At 73.3% G+C, this 16608-nt stretch carries 15 protein-coding genes and 3 pseudogenes; 11 read left to right on the top strand and 7 right to left on the bottom strand.

The annotated features are described in order from the left end of the window. Positions 1–88: 88 nt before the first annotated feature. Complete coding sequence (locus GA0074694_RS21685; RefSeq protein WP_218105768.1) at positions 89–808, top strand: TetR family transcriptional regulator; 720 nt, start codon at positions 89–91, stop codon at positions 806–808. Positions 809–839: 31 nt separating this feature from the next. Here the strand turns inward: GA0074694_RS21685 and GA0074694_RS21680 are convergent, their stop codons facing one another. Then, complete coding sequence (locus GA0074694_RS21680; RefSeq protein ID WP_091461261.1) at positions 840–1220, bottom strand: nuclear transport factor 2 family protein; 381 nt, start codon at positions 1218–1220, stop codon at positions 840–842. A 208-nt stretch (positions 1221–1428) separates the two neighbouring features. On the opposite strand from GA0074694_RS21680, the gene GA0074694_RS21675 reads away from it, so the two are divergent. Then, entirely contained in the window at positions 1429–2619 is a 1191-nt protein-coding gene (locus GA0074694_RS21675) for a spore photoproduct lyase family protein (RefSeq protein WP_245714839.1), read from the top strand. A 170-nt stretch (positions 2620–2789) separates the two neighbouring features. On the opposite strand, the pseudogene GA0074694_RS21670 reads toward GA0074694_RS21675, so the two are convergent. From GA0074694_RS21670 to GA0074694_RS33125, 3 genes and pseudogenes are all read right to left on the bottom strand, one after another. Continuing rightward, positions 2790–3128: pseudogene (locus tag GA0074694_RS21670) on the bottom strand (NADPH-dependent FMN reductase); the annotation flags it as partial. A gap of 51 nt (positions 3129–3179) precedes the next feature. Further along, positions 3180–4049 (bottom strand): carbohydrate ABC transporter permease, encoded by an 870-nt coding sequence (locus tag GA0074694_RS21665; RefSeq protein ID WP_091463586.1) that lies wholly within the window; start codon positions 4047–4049, stop codon positions 3180–3182. A gap of 35 nt (positions 4050–4084) precedes the next feature. Then, a pseudogene (locus GA0074694_RS33125) lies at positions 4085–4603 on the bottom strand (TOBE domain-containing protein); the annotation flags it as partial. A gap of 413 nt (positions 4604–5016) precedes the next feature. Here GA0074694_RS33125 and GA0074694_RS21655 point away from each other — a divergent pair. Next, positions 5017–5250, top strand: a complete 234-nt coding sequence (locus GA0074694_RS21655; protein ID WP_091461256.1) for a hypothetical protein — start codon at positions 5017–5019, stop codon at positions 5248–5250. A gap of 24 nt (positions 5251–5274) precedes the next feature. Here GA0074694_RS21655 and rnhA read toward each other — a convergent pair. Further along, positions 5275–5769 (bottom strand): annotated as a pseudogene (rnhA, locus tag GA0074694_RS21650) (ribonuclease HI). 70 nt (positions 5770–5839) lie between these two features. Between rnhA and GA0074694_RS21645 the strand changes: the two are divergent. Beyond that, positions 5840–6259, top strand: a complete 420-nt coding sequence (locus GA0074694_RS21645) for a YchJ family protein (protein ID WP_091463580.1) — start codon at positions 5840–5842, stop codon at positions 6257–6259. Positions 6260–6326: 67 nt separating this feature from the next. On the opposite strand, the gene GA0074694_RS21640 is transcribed toward GA0074694_RS21645, so the two are convergent. Continuing rightward, positions 6327–7043, bottom strand: a complete 717-nt coding sequence (locus GA0074694_RS21640; RefSeq protein ID WP_091461254.1) for an SPFH domain-containing protein — start codon at positions 7041–7043, stop codon at positions 6327–6329. A gap of 336 nt (positions 7044–7379) precedes the next feature. On the opposite strand from GA0074694_RS21640, the gene GA0074694_RS21635 reads away from it, so the two are divergent. From GA0074694_RS21635 to GA0074694_RS21605, 7 genes are all read left to right on the top strand, one after another. Then, the gene (locus tag GA0074694_RS21635) at positions 7380–8033 is read left to right on the top strand and encodes a hypothetical protein (RefSeq protein WP_091461251.1); all 654 of its coding nucleotides are present in this window, start codon (positions 7380–7382) and stop codon (positions 8031–8033) included. Between the two features lie 174 nt (positions 8034–8207). Beyond that, the gene (locus GA0074694_RS21630; protein WP_091461249.1) at positions 8208–8534 is read left to right on the top strand and encodes a hypothetical protein; all 327 of its coding nucleotides are present in this window, start codon (positions 8208–8210) and stop codon (positions 8532–8534) included. Positions 8535–8824: 290 nt separating this feature from the next. Then, a complete protein-coding gene (locus tag GA0074694_RS21625) occupies positions 8825–9958 on the top strand; it encodes a peptidoglycan recognition protein family protein (protein ID WP_091461248.1) in 1134 nt (377 codons plus the stop codon). 192 nt (positions 9959–10150) lie between these two features. Beyond that, the gene (locus GA0074694_RS21620; RefSeq protein ID WP_091461246.1) at positions 10151–11299 is read left to right on the top strand and encodes an endonuclease domain-containing protein; all 1149 of its coding nucleotides are present in this window, start codon (positions 10151–10153) and stop codon (positions 11297–11299) included. Further along, entirely contained in the window at positions 11286–12050 is a 765-nt protein-coding gene (locus tag GA0074694_RS21615; protein WP_091461243.1) for a hypothetical protein, read from the top strand. The genes GA0074694_RS21620 and GA0074694_RS21615 overlap by 14 nt, the downstream gene beginning before the upstream one ends. Then, complete coding sequence (locus GA0074694_RS21610; RefSeq protein ID WP_091461241.1) at positions 12047–15241, top strand: ATP-binding protein; 3195 nt, start codon at positions 12047–12049, stop codon at positions 15239–15241. The genes GA0074694_RS21615 and GA0074694_RS21610 overlap by 4 nt, the downstream gene beginning before the upstream one ends. Before the next feature lie 131 nt (positions 15242–15372). Beyond that, positions 15373–16263, top strand: coding sequence for a helix-turn-helix domain-containing protein (locus GA0074694_RS21605; RefSeq protein ID WP_091461238.1), 891 nt, complete (start codon positions 15373–15375; stop codon positions 16261–16263). Positions 16264–16395: 132 nt separating this feature from the next. Here the strand turns inward: GA0074694_RS21605 and GA0074694_RS21600 are convergent, their stop codons facing one another. Then, positions 16396–16596 carry a GNAT family N-acetyltransferase gene (locus GA0074694_RS21600; RefSeq protein WP_091461236.1) on the bottom strand — a complete coding sequence of 67 codons (201 nt, stop codon included), beginning with the start codon at positions 16594–16596 and terminating at the stop codon, positions 16396–16398. Between the last annotated feature and the right edge of the window lie 12 nt (positions 16597–16608).

Raw genomic sequence — 16608 nt, 5'->3', positions numbered from 1 at the left:
GCCGAACAGTGCACACTGTACTGACCGGCGGTCAGCGTAGCCACCCGACTCCACCCCGCATCGGTCAGCCCCGGTTAGGGTGGCGACCGTGGTGGACGAGGAGCCGGGCGACACCCGGGGCAGGATCCTGCGGACCGCGCTGGACCTCTTCTCCGCGCACGGCTACCAACGCACGTCGCTACGCGAGATCGCCGAGCGGCTCCGGCTGACCAAGGCGGCCATCCTCTACCACTTCCCCACGAAGGAGGACCTGCTCGCAGCCCTGGTCGAGCCGCTGCTGACCGACCTGGAGACCCTGCTGGCGACGGCCGGTGCCCTACCGCCGGAGCGGGGCCGCTGGGCCCTGCTCGAGGGGTTCGTGGACACCATGCTCGCGCACCGCCGACCGCTGGGCATGCTCTTCCACGACATGGCACTGGTCGCCCGTGGTCCCACGTACCAACGACTGGTGCAGTTCGCGCTGCGGGCGAACGAGATCGTCGCCGGGCCGAACGGCGACCGGCGGGACCGGATCTGGGCCAGCCAGGCGATCGCCATGTGCTCCGACCCGGTGGTCTTCTTCCTCGACGTCCCCCCGGACGTGCTGCGCGCGGACATGCTCGACGGGGCGCACCGGCTGCTGGACGGCCCGCCCGCCCCCGAGGTGCCGACCGGCCCCCGCCGGCCGGGCCGGCCCCGCGCGATGAGCAGCGGCCAGATCGCCACCGCCCGGCGGATGCACGCGGCCGGCAGACACTCGGTCGAGGAGATCGCCGCCGCCCTGGGCGTCTCCCGGGCCACGGTCTACCGACACCTGGGCGACGAATAGCGAGTCGCCTTATGCGTCACTTCTGAGACGGTTATGAGACGCTGAGGCCGGGCATCGGTTCCACCGTGTAGTGGACGGTCTGCGCGACGATCCAGCCGTCCTCGACCAGGAAGGAGTCGGCACCGTCGAGGACCTGGAAGCCGGCGGCCTCGGCGGTCCACTCCAGGAAGCCGACCCGCCCCTCCACCAGCACGTTCGTGTACGTGTAGCGGGCGTCCGGCAGTTCCTCCCCCAGCCACCGGGCCAGGGTGCGGGCACCGTCGCGCCCCCGGAACACACCCCGCCGCTCCAGGACCACGCAGTCCGGCGCGACGTTGCGCTCGATGTCCTCGGCGAACCGCCCCTCGGCGGCGAGGCGCAAGTGGTCGTCGAGTACCTCACGCGCGGTGCGCGCCCGGAGATCCACGGTCATGCCCCCATCATCGCGGCTCGCCCCGGCCGGCAGGGCGGTTTCCGGCGCTCCGGCCACACCCCGACCGGAACCGGGTGTCGCGGGGCATCTGAGCCACGTGCACCGCAGCGCGCCCCCGGGCCCGAACCCGACAGCGTTCACCCTGGTCCGGACAGGTGCGGCCGGCACGACCAGGTGCGGTCGAAACGACAACGGGTACCCGCGCCGGGTGGAGCCGGAGGACGACGCCGTGGACGTCGAGGAGCCGCTCGCCGCGGACGTACCCGCAGCGCCGCACGACGCCAGCGGCGAGCGGGTGGCGATCCGTGACCTCACCGGGCTGGCCCCACCCGCCCGGCCGGCCCGGCGCTGGACGCCCCGCCGGGTGGTCGTCACCCCCGCGGCGGTCGACCATCCGCACGGGCGCCGGATCGTCGACCGGATCGAGGGACTCGGCATCGAGGTCGAACGGCTACGCGCCAACCGACTGGTCGGCGTGCGTGGCGAAACCGAGCGGGAGACGTACGCGCGGGCGAAGTCGACCCTGGCCATCGTGGTCAGCCCGCCGTCGCGGCGGGCGTTGCAGTCGATCGCGCCGAGTGCGGACTGGCGGGCGGACCTGGCCGAGGGCTGCCCGGCGCACTGCCAGTACTGCTATCTCGCCGGCTCCCTCTCTGGTCCCCCGGTCACCCGGGTCTACGCCGATCTCGACGACATCCTCGCCGGACTGGCCGACTACGTGGGCCGGGGAACGGTGACCAGTCGCAGCGCCGCCCGGGCCGGCGAGGGCACGACGTTCGAGGCGTCCTGCTACACCGATCCACTCGCGCTGGAGCACCTCACCGGCAGCTGGCGCCGGGCGGTGGAGCACTTCGGGGCCTGGGACGCGCCGGTGCAGTTGCGCTGGACCACGAAATACGCCGACGTCGACACGTTCGTGGGACTGCCACACGCGCGCCGCACGCGGGTACGGTTCAGCGTCAACGCCGCGCCGATCAGCGACCGTTTGGAAGGTGGCACCGCGACCGTGCTGGAGCGGCTCGACGCGCTGCGCAGGCTGGCGCTCGACGGCTACCCGGTCGGGCTGACCATCGCCCCGATCATGCCCACGCCGAACTGGCGGGAGCACTACGGCGTGCTGCTCGACCGGGTACGGGCGGCCGTGGCGGGGGTGGACGGGTTGGACCTCAGCGCTGAGCTGATCACGCACCGGTTCACACCCGGCAGCAAGGAGGTGCTGCTCGGCTGGTATCCCCGGACCCGTCTGGAGATGGACGAGCAGTCCCGCCGCCGCAGGTTCGGCCGGTTCGGCGCGGTGAAGTACGTGTACCAACCCGACGTGATGACCGAGCTGCGCACCTGGTTCGAGCGGGAACTGACCACCAGGGTGCCCGCCGCCCGGATGCTCTACTGGACCTGATCCGCCCTCGGGACCTTCCGCGACGGCCGTCGACACGTCAGCCACCCGCGCCCGGCCGACCGGGACGGGCGTCGTGGCTTCCTCAGCGGGCCCCCGGTGCCCAGGTGGCGGAAACGCCGTCCGGAGCGCGGGGCCAGCCGTAGCGGCGGCCCCGCGTCCGGACGGGTGGATCAGGCGGTGGCGCGCAGCGGAGCGAGCGCCTTGCTCCAGGCGACGACCTCGTCGAGGAGGGTGTTCACCGCGGGGAGGTTGTAGTCGCCGGGCTTGAAGACGCTGTAGTTCTCGATCTCGGTCATCAGCGAGAGCACGACCTGCTGGCGGACGTCGGCCATCTTGAGTTCACCGGCGATCAGCCGCAGGTGCTCGACGGCACGGGCTCCGCCGGCCGAGCCGTAGGAGACGAAGCCGACGGCCTTGTTGTTCCACTCGGCGAAGAGGTAGTCGATGGCGTTCTTCAGCACGCCGGAGGTGCTGTGGTTGTACTCCGGCGTGACGATCACGAAGCCGTCGTGCCCCGAGACGCCGGTCGGCACCGACCCGACCGACCCGAGCCGGCCGGGTCACACGCCGTAGAAGCCCCGGTACCGGCGGATCAGCCGCCACTGGAGCACCACCGCCGCCACGGTCAGCAGGATCATCACCAGGGTCGCCGCCGACGCGTAGCCGTACCGGAGGTACTCGAAGGCGTTGCGGTAGACGAAGAGCGACAGGTAGGTGGTGGCGTACGGGGGCGGGCCACCGTCGGTCACCACGAACGCGGGGACGAAGGAGAACTGGAGGCTGCCGATCGCGTCCCGGATCAGCAGCAGCGCCAGCACCGGGGTCATCAGCGGAAGCGTGATCCGGCGGAACACGTCCCAGCCGGTGGCGTCCTCGATGGCCGCCATCTCGTAGACCTCGGCGGGAAGCGCCCGACGGGCGGCGAGCAGCACCACGAAGGTCTCCCCGATGGTGAACAGGCTCATCAGGACGATCGCCGCCCGCGCGTCGGTCGGGTCGGTCAGCCACTGCGGCGGGGTCCGGCCGAGCACGGTCAACCCGTTCTCCCCGCCGAGCCGGAGCACCTGGTTGACCGGGCCGTGGAGCGGGTTGAGCAGCCAGAGCCAGAGCAGCCCGTACGCGATCTCCGGCACCGCCGTGGGCAGCACCGCCGCGGTGCGGGCCGAGCCGACGGCCGGGCCGCGCCGGTGCAGCAGCAGCGCCAGGCCCAGCGCCAGCAGCAGCCGCAGCGGCACCGCCACCAGGGCGAACACCAGGGAGTTGAGCAGCGACACCCGGAACACCGGGTCGCCGACCAGCTCGGTGACGTTGTCCCAGCCGACGAAGCGCGGCGCGCGCAGCAGGTCGTACTCGGTGAACGCGAGAACCAGGGTGACCGCGGCCGGCAGCAGCACCAGACCGACCAGGCCGACCAGGTACGGCGCCAGCATCAGCCGCAGCTGTCGGCGGGAGCGGGTGTCCGGGTTCACGCCGGGTCGACCCGGCGGCCGGAGGCGGCGTCGAAGACGTGCACGTCCGGCCAACGCACGGTGAGCCGGACGGCCGAGCCGGGCGCGGGCCGCCGGGCCGCCGGGACCCGGGCGACCACCGGATGCCCACCCGGCAGGGTCAGGTACGCGTAGGCGTCCTCGCCGACCACCTCGACCCGGTCGGTGACCGCCGCGCCGTCGTCACCGGCCGCCGGGGCGGCCAGGGCGACCGCCTCCGGCCGGAAGCCGAGTCGCCGACCGGTCACCGGCAGCGACGGCGCGTCGCCGGCCGGGGTGAGCGCGCCGGCCGGCAGCAGGTTCATCGCCGGAGAGCCGACGAACTGGGCCACGAAGACGCTCGCCGGGCGACGCCAGATCTCGTCCGGGGTGCCCACCTGCTCGACCCGGCCGTCCCGGAGCACGGCGATGCGGTCGGCGAGCACCAACGCCTCGGTCTGGTCGTGCGTGACGTGCACCATGGTCGCGCCGAGCCGGTCGTGCAGGGCGCGCAGCTCGGGCAGGCCGACGCCTCCTCTGTCGGCCTGCCCCGGGGGCTCGCGGGAAACCGGATGCGGCATCACTTCCCGTCGACGACGGGAATGCTCTTTCCGGTCCACGAATGAATCGTTCCGGTAACGCCGTGATTGGTTGTCATGCATTCGCATCGATTCGATATCGCCGCCGATCCCCGCACAATCGCCACGCGATTTCGTTGTCAGCCGAATGGTCGAACGTCGCGGGACGACCGGCGTACGACCGGCGGCGGCACCATCGGTCGGCACGTCCGGTGGTTTCCGCGCCACCGCGGCGGGAACAGCCGACGAGGACGACATCGAGTGACGACCGGCGCCGACGACGGCTGGCACGGTCCGCGTTGTCGGACGACCGGTCGACGTTTGCGCCGCGACGGCGCGGGCAGGAGTGCGGCATGAGCACCGACAAGCACGCGGACCGCGCGGCCACCGACGAACCGGACGGCACCACCGCTCACGAGGCGTCGCTCCGGCCGCCGGGCGACTCGTTGCGCAGCACCGACGACACCGGGGACGACCTGGACAGCGGGCCGGTGCCCGGTGAGGGCCGACCGGCGACCACCACCAGTCGGGCCGGCTACGACGTCGACGACGTCTCCGGCAGCGCCGACCCGGCCCGGTACGAGTAGAGCGGCCCCGGCGGCCGGGGCGGATCAGCCCGGCCGGCTGCCCGGCCGGGCCTCGGTCATGCCCCGGTTGGCCAGCGCGTCCGCCCGCTCGTTCTCCGGGTGCCCGCTGTGGCCCTTCACCCAGTGCCAGGTCATCTCGTGCCGGCCACAGGCGGCCTCCAGCCGCTGCCACAGGTCGGCGTTCTTCACCGGCTGCCGGGCGGCGGTGAGTCACCCGTTGCGTTTCCAGGAGGCGAGCCAGCCGGTGATGCCGTTGCGCACGTAGGTGCTGTCGGTGTGGATCCGTACGGTGACCGGGCGGGTGAGGCTCTCCAGGGCCTGGATGGCGGCCATCAGCTCCATCCGGTTGTTGGTGGTCGCGGTCGACTCACCACCGCTGATCTCCCGTTCGTGGGCACCGTAGCGCAGCACCGCGCCCCACCCACCCGGTCCCGGGTTCCCGCTGCACGCCCCGTCGGTCCAGATCTCCACGACCCGGCCGGTCGTCGCCGTGCCCGGGTCGACCGTCGTCTCCACCATGTCCGGCAACCTACCGTCCGGTCCGACGCCCGGTGTCCGGCGCGGGGGACCGCTCGGACAGAATGGCCCGGTGGGCGGGCGCGGGACGACACGGAAGACCACGGACACCTCGGCGTGCCCGTGCGGCGCGGGGCGCGAGTACGGCGAGTGCTGCGGGCCGCTGCACCGCGCCGAGACCAGCGCGGCGACGGCCGAGGCGCTCATGCGGTCCCGGTTCTCCGCCTTCGTCGTCGGCGACGTCGACCACCTGCTGCGCAGCTGGCATCCGCAGACCCGGCCGGCGGGGCTGACCCTCGACCCCCGGCTGCGGTGGACCCGGCTCGAGGTGCTCGCCACGGAACGGGGCGGCCTCTTCGACACCACCGGCACGGTGGAGTTCCGGGCCCACTACCGGGACCGTGGGCGCCCCGGCACGCTGCACGAACGCAGCCGGTTCCACCGCGAGGACGGGGAGTGGGTCTACCTCGACGGGCTGACCGACGACGAGTGACCCCGGCACCGGGCGGGCGGTGGCGGGCCCTCGGCGGGCGGGGCTGGCCCGCACGGCGGCGGGGCCGCTACCCGGTCGCCGGGTCGGGCACACCCCCCGGCCGACGCCCGTCGCCCCGACCGGGGACGAGCCGGATGGTCTCCCCCGCCGTCCGGGTCACGGCGGCGGACGCGTCGGCGATCCGGCGGGACGCCTGGGCCTCGCCGTCGGCGGCGGTCACCCGCGCCCGCCGCTCCCGTTCCGCCTCGGCCTGGCGGCACAGGGACCGCGCCAACGACTCGGGCAGGATCACGTCCCGCACCTCCACCCGCTCGACGAGCACGCCCCAGGGGTGCCCGGTCGACGCGTCGACGGCGGCGCTCAGCGCGGCGTTGACCCGCTCCCGGCCACCGATGACGGTGTCGAGTTCCGCTCCGCCGACCACCGACCGCAGGGCGGTCTGCGTCACCTGGAGCAGGGCCGACGGGTAGTCCCGCACGTGGACCAGCGCCTTCACCGGGTCGACCACCCGGTGCCGGACGACCACGTCGACGGTGAGCGGCACGTTGTCCCGGGTGATCGCGCTCTGCGCGAGAACCTGCGTCACCACGGTCTGCACGTTCACCCGCACCATCCGGTCGGCGACCGGCACGATCAGGTGCAGACCGGGCTGACGGACGCGGGCCCGCACCCGACCGAACCGGAAGACCACGCCACGCTGGTGCTGCTGGACCACCCGGACGCTCGCCACCAGCTGGACCGTCACCAGGACGGCGACGGTCAGGCCGACGACGACGGCTTCCATGTCCCCCTCCGGTTCCGGCAGGCCCGCTCCCGGGCCGCCGGTTACCCGTTGCGCCGCCGGCCACTCCTGCGGCTCCGCCCCGCGCCCCCAGCGACGGCGGCGCGGCTCCCGCCCCGCGCCCCCAGGGACGGCGGATTCGCCTGGGACGTTGACGGCACACCCACAGCTGGCTGACTCTGGCCGAGCTGTTGGCGTTCGACGACGACCAGGCGTTCACCGACCGGTTGGCCGTGCTCGATCTGTCGCCTGATCGGGTGAGCCCGGCCGGGTGAACCTGCTCGCCCTCGCGTTGTCACGGAGCCGACCCCGTCGCCACTGATCACGGAAGGACGACCAGTGACCGACGAACCCACCCCCGAAGCGCCCGCCCTCCGGACCCGCAGCTACCGGAACCGCCCCGAGCACTGCCGCTGCGACAAGATCCGATACCGCACCGAAGAACAAGCCCGGCAAGCCCCCAACCTGCCCACCGAGCACGCCAACCTGCCCTTCCGCGTCTACCGATGCCCCGGCTCCCGGTCATGGCATGTCGCCACACGCGGCTTCTCCCCCGCCAACCTCCGATCAACGGCCAGGATCGCCGCATACTTCCTGATCAGGGAGGACGAGATAACCGTGCTGACGCTGGTGAGGCGGGGAATGCTCCTCGGGATCGCGCCTGTCGTCGACCCCAGCAGCCCGGCTCACCAGAGGCGCATGAAGCGCGCGCGGTCCAAGATGCGTGACCTCGTCACCCTCGGCCTGGCCGCGCCGGGCGACACTCCGGAAAGCCCCTACCGCGCCGTGGACCGCGCCGGCCTGGCCCGTGTCATCGAGGTCGGGTTGGAGGAGTACGCGGCGGAGAGAGCCGCCGGCCGGGTAGCCGACCCTGAGCAGGATCCATCGTTGGCTGCGGCGTTGAGGCACGCCACCGCCCCCTGGCGTCGTGCACGAGGATCCTCGAGCACCGTTCGGCCCCCGGCCGACCCGACCACCGGAGGCACCCGATGACCGACACCACCACCGTCCTACGGAGGTCCTGTCTGGGGAAGGCAGAACGGGAGGTCGCGGATCTGTGCCCCCACTCAGGTCGGTGATCTGGCTCGCAGCACCCATGGTGCGCGTGGGGTTTAGCGTTGACTGAGTTGGTGAACCATCAGGTCGACGTCGACGAAAGGGGTTCCCGTGCCCAGCGCCTCCCACCATCACCCCAGCCGACAGGCCGCCCTGCCGGACGACGTGACCGACCCATTGCTGTGGCGACTCGGCTTCGACGTGGCGCGCGCCCACCAGCTCGACGCGTCCGGCCGGTGTGGGAACCTCGGCTGCCCCGACGAGCCCGGACCGTGCCCGGCCCTGCGGCACGCGGACCGGGCGATGCGCCTGGCCCGGCAGGACGGCCCGGCCACCGACCGGTCCGGTGGGTCCACGACGGTCTCCCCGGACGACGGCTCCTCCGAGGACGTACGCCTGCCCCGGCGGCTGCCTGGATCCGGACTGCAGGCGGCCTGAGCCCCACTGGTAAGCAGCGTGCCGGCCCGGACGGCACCGTGACGGCGGCCCTCGGCGCCCCGTCACCGCGTCCCGCCGGTCGGTGACCCGACCGGTCCGGACCGAACAGGTCGACGCCCACGACGACACGCGTCCCCCAGCAATCCCGAAAGTGGTGGCACCCACCGGTCGCGTAGGTACGACCGGGTACTGGCGCTGCCGGCAGGTCGGCAATATTCTCCATTGCGCGCGAAGGTTGTGGAGTTCCTTTACATCCGTCGTGCCGTCGCCGGCTGGCCGAGGGAGAAGCCATGATCTTCGACAACCCCGAACTGGATCGCCGTACCCTGCTCCGGGCCGGCCTCGGCGCGGCGGCGGTCGCGGTGGTCGGGAGCGAGCTCGCGCTGCCGTCGGCCGCGCAGGCCGAGCCGGGCGACGACCTGGACTGGATCCTCGGCTGCGACGAGTGGGGAGCCCGGCCACCCCGGGACCCGCTGGCGGTCAGCGCCATCCCCACCAACAAGATCATCGTTCACCACATGGCGTTCCCGAACACCACGGACTACTCGCAGGAGCAGGCTGTCCGGCTGGCCAAGCGCTGCCAGGACCTGCACATGGACGGCAACGGTTGGTCCGACACCGGCCAGCACTTCACCGTCAGCCGGGGCGGGTACGTCCTGGAGGGACGGCGGGGCAGCCTGGACACCCTCCGGGTTGGCGAGCGACAGATGATCTCCGCGCACTGCCCCGGCGAGAACGGCCGCTCCATCGGCATCGAGAACGAGGGCATCTACGTCACCGAGACGCCCCCGCAGTCGCTGCTCGACTCGCTGGTCAAGCTCTGCACCACGATCTGCCAGCGGTACGGGCTGCACGCCCACGACATCTTCGGCCACTGGGACTTCCGCGCCACCCTCTGCCCCGGGGCGATGTTCTACCGGGAGTTCCCCACCCTGCGGCGACGGGTCTTCCTGGCACTCGGCACCGACCTGGCCGACGTACCGGCCCGACGGTGGCCGGACATCTGGCGCTTCGTCGGCGGGCCGGTGGTCCGGGTCGCCCAGTACCTGCTCGCGTTCCGGGGCTATCCGGTCGGCGTCAGCGGCACCTTCGACGCCGCCACGGTGGCCGCGGTGCAGGACTGGCAGGCGCGCAACGGCATCCCGGTCGACGTCGACGCCACCCTCACCGGCCCGACGTGGGAGACCCTCGCCCCGGAACTGGACCGGGACGCGACCGGCCTGGCGATCAGCGCGGTGCAGTACATCCTCAACGTCAAGGGGTACGCCGACGTCACGATCACCGGCGAGTACGACTGGGTGACCAAGAAGGCGCTCCAGGACCTCCAGCGCCTGCACGGCCTGCCCGGCCACGGCAAGGTCGACACCAGCACCTGGTGCGCGGTCGTCGGCGGCGTCGTCCGCCAGTCGTTCCGGCAGGACTGACCGCCGGTCCCGTCCGACCGACCCCACCGGCATGCCCGGCCGGGGTCGGCCTCGGTCCCGCCAGACGGTCCGGAGCGCACGCCTGGCGGTGGGGGAACGCCCGGCGGTGGACGGGACAGGACGTCCAACGTCGGGCACGCACCCCCCCGGGGTGCCACCGCACGCGTCCGGACGCGGACGTATCGTCACGACATGACGTACACGGTGGACGGTCCATGGTGGGTCCGGCTGCCGGCGTACCGGGTCAGCCAGCTGGCCGGAGCGGACCCGCAGCTGGTCGACCTCGCCCTGGACCCGCTGCCCCCCGACGCCCCGGCGGTGGTGCGGTTCACCCCGGTGAGCGGGGTTTCCGCCGCCGCCCAGGTGGCGACGCTGCTCGACGCGGCCGACCGGGCCGCCGTCGCGCTGTTCCCCCGGTGGCTGCCCGGAGCCGACCGGGTCGACGGCTCCGGCGTGCTCGGCACCGCGGCGGTGCGCGCCCTGGCCGCCGGGGTGGCCGCCCGGTCCCCCGGCTTCGGCCCCTTCCTGGCCGACCTGGCCGAGCGCGCCGTCGGCGGCGGGACGACCGACCGACGCTCCGCCGCCGGCACCCGCTTCCCGGCGGAGGTGCGAGCCGCCGGACTCGTGCGGGTCCTCGCCGACGCCTACCACCGGCGGTCGGTCGTCCTGCTGGTCCGGTTGCCCGACGGGCTCACCCCCGCCGACGAGCGGGCCCTGACCGCCGCCGCCGAGTGGTTCGTCCAGCAGGGCCGGTGCACGGTCTGGCTGGCCGGGGCGGAACTGCGCACCGTGGACCGGGTCCGTACGGTGCGGATCACCCTGCCCGGGGCACTGACCCGGCTCGCCGCCGGGCCCACCGACCCGCCACCGGACCCGACCGGCGGGTACCCGCCGGTCGGGTCCGCCCCGGCCGACGCCGACCCGCCGTCGGCGCCGACGCTGCGGGTGCCGCCGATGTCCGGCCTGCCCCGCGCCGACAGCGTCGCCGAACAGGCACTGGAGCGCGCCCTCGCCCGGCATCGCTGGGCGTACGGACGCTGGTGGAACCACACCCTCACCTGGCACACCCTGGCCCGGCCGTACCGCCTCGACCTGTTCTGGCCGGTGGAGGGACTGGTGGTGGAGGTGGACGGTCCGGAGCACCGGGAGCGGCTGCGCTACGCCGACGACCGGCACCGGGACGCCCAGCTGCAACTACTCGGGTACGACGTGCTGCGGTTCACCAACGACCAGGTGCTCTCCGACGTGGACGCCGTGGTGGGCACCATCCGGGACCTGCTGGCCGGACGACGCCCGGCCACCGTGCGAGACGAGGAGACGAGGCACCATGCCGACCGCTGACGCCCTGCCCCAGCTGACGCCGAACCAGATCAACGCGCTGGTCGTGCTCATGGCCGAGGCACGCGAGCTGACCAACACGGAGCTGCGGGACCTGGCCGGCTTCGCGCTCACCGGCGCGGACAACGCCAAGCTGGTGAAGCTCGGGCTGGTCAGCACCGACCGGACGCAGCGGCCCTTCTCCCACGAGCTGACCGAGCACGGTTGGCACGTCGCCCGGCGGCTGCACACCGCCCGTCCACCCCGGCAGAGCGGCTCGGCCACCCGGTCGCTGCTCACCGTCCTGACCAACCTCGACCGGGGACTGGAGCGGCTGCGAGTCAGCCAGGCCGACTTCTTCCGGCAGGACGCCTCCGGCGTGGATGCCGACTCCCCGACCGGGGACGACGACACCACCGCCGTCCCCGCGACGAGCGGCACCACGACCCCGAACGGCACCGCCGTCCCGATGGCCGCGGCAGACGAGCCGACTCCGGTCGAATCCGCCACCGGTGACGCGCAGGCCCTGGTGCGGACGGCGTACCGGGAGCTGGCGGTCACCCCGGGGGCGTGGGTCGGCCTGGCCGACCTGCGCGAGCTGCTCGACGAGCACGACCGGGAGGTGGTGGACGCCGCGCTGCGTGCCCTGGTGCGTCACGACGACGTCCGGATCATCCCGCTGGCCAACTCCAAGTCACTGACCCCCCGGGACCGGGCGGCGGCCGTGCTCATCGGGGACGAGGAGAACCACGCGCTGTCGATCGGGCCGGCATGATCGGCGCGACGGAACGGGCCGCCCTGGAGGTGCTGAGCTTCAACCCGGCGGCCACCCCCGACGATGTCTGGCGCCCCTCCCCCTACGACGTGCCGGAGCTGCACGAACGGGTGGTCCGGGAGATCCTGCACGGTGTGGGGCGGGCACGGACCGCCGACGCCGGCCAGCCCCTCGGCGTGGCGATGCAGGGGCGCGCCGGCTCGGGCAAGACCCACCTGCTCGGCGCGGTACGTGACCAGATCCAGCGCCGGGGCGGCTACTTCTTCCTGGTCAGCATGATCAACGGAAGGACGTTCTGGGAGAGCGTCGCGCTCGCCCTGGTGGAGGGGATGGGGCGCGACGCCATCGGCTGGGGCACCCAGCTCACCACCCTCCTGCGCCGACTCACCGCCCAACTCGGCATCCCCGCCGAGGTGCGGGACGCGGTCGCCGGCCGCCGCCCGGTCACCCGCGCCGACCTGGACACCTTCGTCCGCGCCCTGCGCGGCTACGACCGGGAGGTGGGCCGGGACGCGCAGGACACCGCGCGGGCGCTGGTGCTGCACGGCTCGCTCGACTACGAGGCCCAGGACGTCGGGTACGCCCACCTGATCTCCGAGCCCGGTGACCCGGCCGCCCGGGCGTTCTGGGGACTCGGTGGGGCGGTCCGCTCGCCCCAGCAGATCGTCCAGGACATCTCCCGGCTGACCGCGTTGACCCTGGAGCCCACGGTCATCGCCGTCGACCAGCTCGACACGCTCTTCGCGCAGACCAGCACGTCGATGCTCGACCGGCACGAGGGGTTGGAGGACGCGCACGCCCGGACGGTCGGGCCGGTCGCCGACGGGCTGCTGACCCTGCGCGACGTCACCCGTCGCACCCTGACCGTGCTCTCCTGCCTGCCCGACACCTGGGATCTGCTGACCCGCAGCGCGCCCACTCCGGTCACCGACCGGTTCCGTCTCGCCCTCCTGCCCGACCGGATCCCCAGCCCCGAGATCGGCCGGGCACTGGTCGAGAAGCGGTTCACCGCCGCGTACCGGGAACTGCGCTTCACCCCGCCCCACCCCACCTGGCCGATCGCGCCCGACGCCTTCGCGGACGCGCCGAACCTCACGCCACGGGCCCTGCTGCGCCGGGTCGACCGGTACGTCACCGCCTGCCGGGACCGCGACGAGGTCACCGAGCTGGCCCGGCTGATCGACGTGCCGGCGACCGGCCTCACGCCGCAGCCGGCCCCCGTCCGGCCCGCCCGCGCCGGGCTGGAACGGCTCGACGAGCGCTTCGCCGAGCTGGTGCGGACGGCCCGCGTCGCCGACGCGCTGGAACCGACCAGCGAGGACACCCGGATGCCGGAGCTGCTCGGGGCCGGTCTCGCCGCCTGGATCGGCGAGCAGGCGACCACCGGCGCGACGTACCGGCACGACCCGCCGCCGGGACGGAAGCCGGCGCTGCACGGCCGACTGGTCGAGGTGCTCGACGAGGCCACCGAGAACGAGGCGCACTGGTGTTTCCGCGCGATCGCCAGCCGCAACGCGGTCGCCGTGCTCAGCCGCATCCGGGCCGCCTGCACGCGGGCGGGACTGGACCGGGCGGTCCCGCAGCGGCGACTGGTGCTGCTGCGCAACGGCCCGTGGCCGAGCGGGCGGCGTACCGCCGAGGTGCTCGACGCGTTCCACGCCGCCGGCGGCGTCACGCACCCGGTCGGCGAGGCCGACCTGCGCACCCTGGCCGCGCTGCGGACGCTGGCCGCCGAGGGTGACCCGGCGTACCCGGAGTGGCTGCTCGCCCGCCGACCCGCCAGCGGCACCGCGCTGTTCGGGGCGGTGCTGGGCGACCCGGGCGGCGGCCGGACGGACGGGCCGGACGGGGTCGAGCCGGCGGGGAACGGACACCGCCCGCCCGGACCCGATGCTCCCGCGCCGGCCGCCCCACGGACGGACACCGGGCGGCCATCGGCAGACAGCGCGGGGGCGGGCACCGACGCCACCCGCACCGTACGGCTCGGACACACGGCGGATGGTGCCCGTCCGTTCGAGATGGATCTCGCCGCCCTCCGCCGGCACAGTGTGGTCTTCGCCGGCTCCGGATCCGGCAAGACGGTGCTGATCCGCCGCCTGGTCGAGGAGTGCGCCCGGCAGGGGGTCTCGGCGATCGTGCTGGACCCGAACAACGACCTCGCCCGGCTGGGCGACCCCTGGCCGCGCCCGCCGGCCGGCTGGCTCCCCGGCGACGAGGAGCGGGCCCGGGACTACCTGGAGCAGACCGAGGTGGTGGTCTGGACGCCCCGGGTCACCGCCGGACGGCCGCTGAGCTTCCAACCGCTGCCCGACTTCACCCCGCTGCGGGACTCCCCCGACGAGTTCGACCAGGCGATCCGGTCGACCATCGAGGCTCTCGCGCCCCGCGCCGGGGTGGCCGGCCCGACGAAGCTCGCCCAGCAGGGCAAGGCGGTGCTGACCGAGGCGTTGCAGGCGTACGCGCGCAGCGGCCTGGTGGGCCTGCCCGGCTTCACCGAGTTCCTCGCCGCCCTGCCCGACGGGGTCAGCCGGATGGCCCGCGCCGACAAGCTGGCCCACGAGGCGGCCGAGACGCTGAAGGCGGCGATGGTGACCGACCCGCTGTTCGGGGGCGCCGGCACCCCGGCCGACCCGGGCACGCTGCTCACCCCGTCGGCGGGTCGACGGGCCCGGGTGTCGGTGATCAGCTTCGTCGGGCTCGTCTCGGACCCGCAGCGGCAGAGCTTCGTCAACCAGCTCCAGATGGCGCTGTTCGCCTGGATCCGCCGGCACCCGGCCGGGGACCGGCCGCTGGGCGGGCTGTTCGTGATGGACGAGGCGCAGACCCTCGCCCCGTCGACCGGGCACACACCATGCACGGCCAGTTCGATCGCGCTCGCCTCGCAGGCCCGCAAGTACGGCCTGGGCCTGGTCTTCGCCACCCAGGCACCGAAGGGGCTGCACAACCAGATCGCCGGCAACGCGACCACCCAGTTCTTCGGGTTGTTGAACTCCCCCGCGCAGATCGAGGCGGCCCGGGGACTCGCCCACGCCAAGGGCGGCCGGCTGCCGGACATCGGACTGCTCGGCAGTGGTGAGTTCTACGCCGCCGGGGAGGGCTTCTCGTTCGTGAAGGTACGGACGCCGATGTGCCTGACCCACCATCCGCCCGCACCGCTCACCCCGGAGGAGGTGATCGACCGTTCGCGATGACAGCTCGGCGCACCAGCACGACACTCCGTCGCTGCGTCGTGGCAGCGCGTCTTGACTTACCTTTCCCGAGCCTATACACGTTGCAGGGCAACGTTACTCAGTGTCGTCAGACAGAATCAAGGAGTATCCGGATGCCGGAAGACATCGGGTCGACCGTGCCGCGTCGACAGCTCGGTCGGCTGCTGCGCCAGTTCCGCACCGAGGCGGGCGTGACACTCGACGCCGCCGCCGAGGCACTCGAATACAGCCGGCAGAAGATCTGGCGTATCGAGTCCGGGATGGGATCGGTCCGGGTGCTCGACGTCAAGGCGATGTGCGAGCTGTACGGGGTGTCGTCGGAGATGACCGAGACGATGCGCGCGCTGGCCGTCGAGACCCGTTCCAAGGGCTGGTGGCACACGTACGGCGATGTGGTGCCGAGTTGGTTCGAGCTGTACGTCGGCCTGGAGTCCGCCGCCGCCCAGCTGCGCTGTCACGAGGAGTCGCTGATCCCCGACCTGTTCCAGACCCGCGAGTACGCGCAGGAGATCCACCGACTCAACCGGCCACAGGCGAACGAGGAGGAACGGGGACGCGCGGTCGAGTTCCGGATGCACCGGCAGTCACTGCTGAACCGTTCCACCCCCGCTGCGCCCCGGGTGCGACAGGTCCTCTCCGAGGCGGTGCTACGGCGCGTCGTCGGTGGGTCGGCGCAGATGACGGCGCAACTCCAGCGGCTCATCGACGTCGGGGCCCTGCCCACCGTGTCCATCCGCGTCCTGCCGCTGGCCGCCGGGCCACCACCGGGCGCGGCAGCCGGCTCCTTCGTGATCCTGGACTTCCCGGCGGCCCGGGGCGGCCGGACCGCGGCCGAACCGTCGGTGGTCTACAGCGAGTCGCTCACCGGTGCGTTCTACCTCGACAAGCCCGACGACCTGGCCGCCTACGAGCAGACCTGGCAGGGCATCGACCGGCTCGCGCTTGACGAGGGCGATTCCGTCGACCTGATGAAGAAGATCATCGGGGAGTTGCGGCACGACTGAACGCCGGAGCGGACGACGACGAGGCAGGGGCTGAGCACCGCTCGGCGGCGAACCCGCCGGGCAGCGGCCAGGCGAGGGACGGCAGCGAGCGGTGCGCCTCGGCCGCCGCCGGACAGGGGAGAGTCCGCGCGGTCAGAGGCGCTTCTCGAAGCAGAGCTGGTTGTACGGCGAGGGGCTGTAGGAGACGACCTCCCGGTATCCGCCGCTGCGGTACAGCGCGATCGCCTCGCCCAGCGAGCGATGGGTCCCCAGCCGGACGGTGCCCATGCCCTGCGCGGCGGCGTCGGCTTCCAGGCGTTCCAGGAGCCGCCGGCCCAGGCCGAGGCCCGGCAAGTGGCGTCGGTC

Source organism: Micromonospora inyonensis (assembly GCF_900091415.1).
Classification (GTDB): Bacteria; Actinomycetota; Actinomycetes; order Mycobacteriales; family Micromonosporaceae; genus Micromonospora; species Micromonospora inyonensis.
Note: the sequence above shows the minus strand (reverse complement) of the source record. Positions and strands in the feature narration are given on the sequence as shown.

Coding starts and splice junctions, on each gene's coding strand:
- GA0074694_RS21680 (WP_091461261.1), bottom strand. CDS start 1,220: ATGACCGTGGATCTCCGGGCGCGCACCGCGCGTGAGGTACTCGACGAC.
- GA0074694_RS21665 (WP_091463586.1), bottom strand. CDS start 4,049: ATGCTGGCGCCGTACCTGGTCGGCCTGGTCGGTCTGGTGCTGCTGCCG.
- GA0074694_RS21655 (WP_091461256.1), top strand. CDS start 5,017: ATGAGCACCGACAAGCACGCGGACCGCGCGGCCACCGACGAACCGGAC.
- GA0074694_RS21640 (WP_091461254.1), bottom strand. CDS start 7,043: ATGGAAGCCGTCGTCGTCGGCCTGACCGTCGCCGTCCTGGTGACGGTC.
- GA0074694_RS21625 (WP_091461248.1), top strand. CDS start 8,825: ATGATCTTCGACAACCCCGAACTGGATCGCCGTACCCTGCTCCGGGCC.
- GA0074694_RS21620 (WP_091461246.1), top strand. CDS start 10,151: ATGACGTACACGGTGGACGGTCCATGGTGGGTCCGGCTGCCGGCGTAC.
- GA0074694_RS21615 (WP_091461243.1), top strand. CDS start 11,286: ATGCCGACCGCTGACGCCCTGCCCCAGCTGACGCCGAACCAGATCAAC.
- GA0074694_RS21610 (WP_091461241.1), top strand. CDS start 12,047: ATGATCGGCGCGACGGAACGGGCCGCCCTGGAGGTGCTGAGCTTCAAC.
- GA0074694_RS21605 (WP_091461238.1), top strand. CDS start 15,373: ATGCCGGAAGACATCGGGTCGACCGTGCCGCGTCGACAGCTCGGTCGG.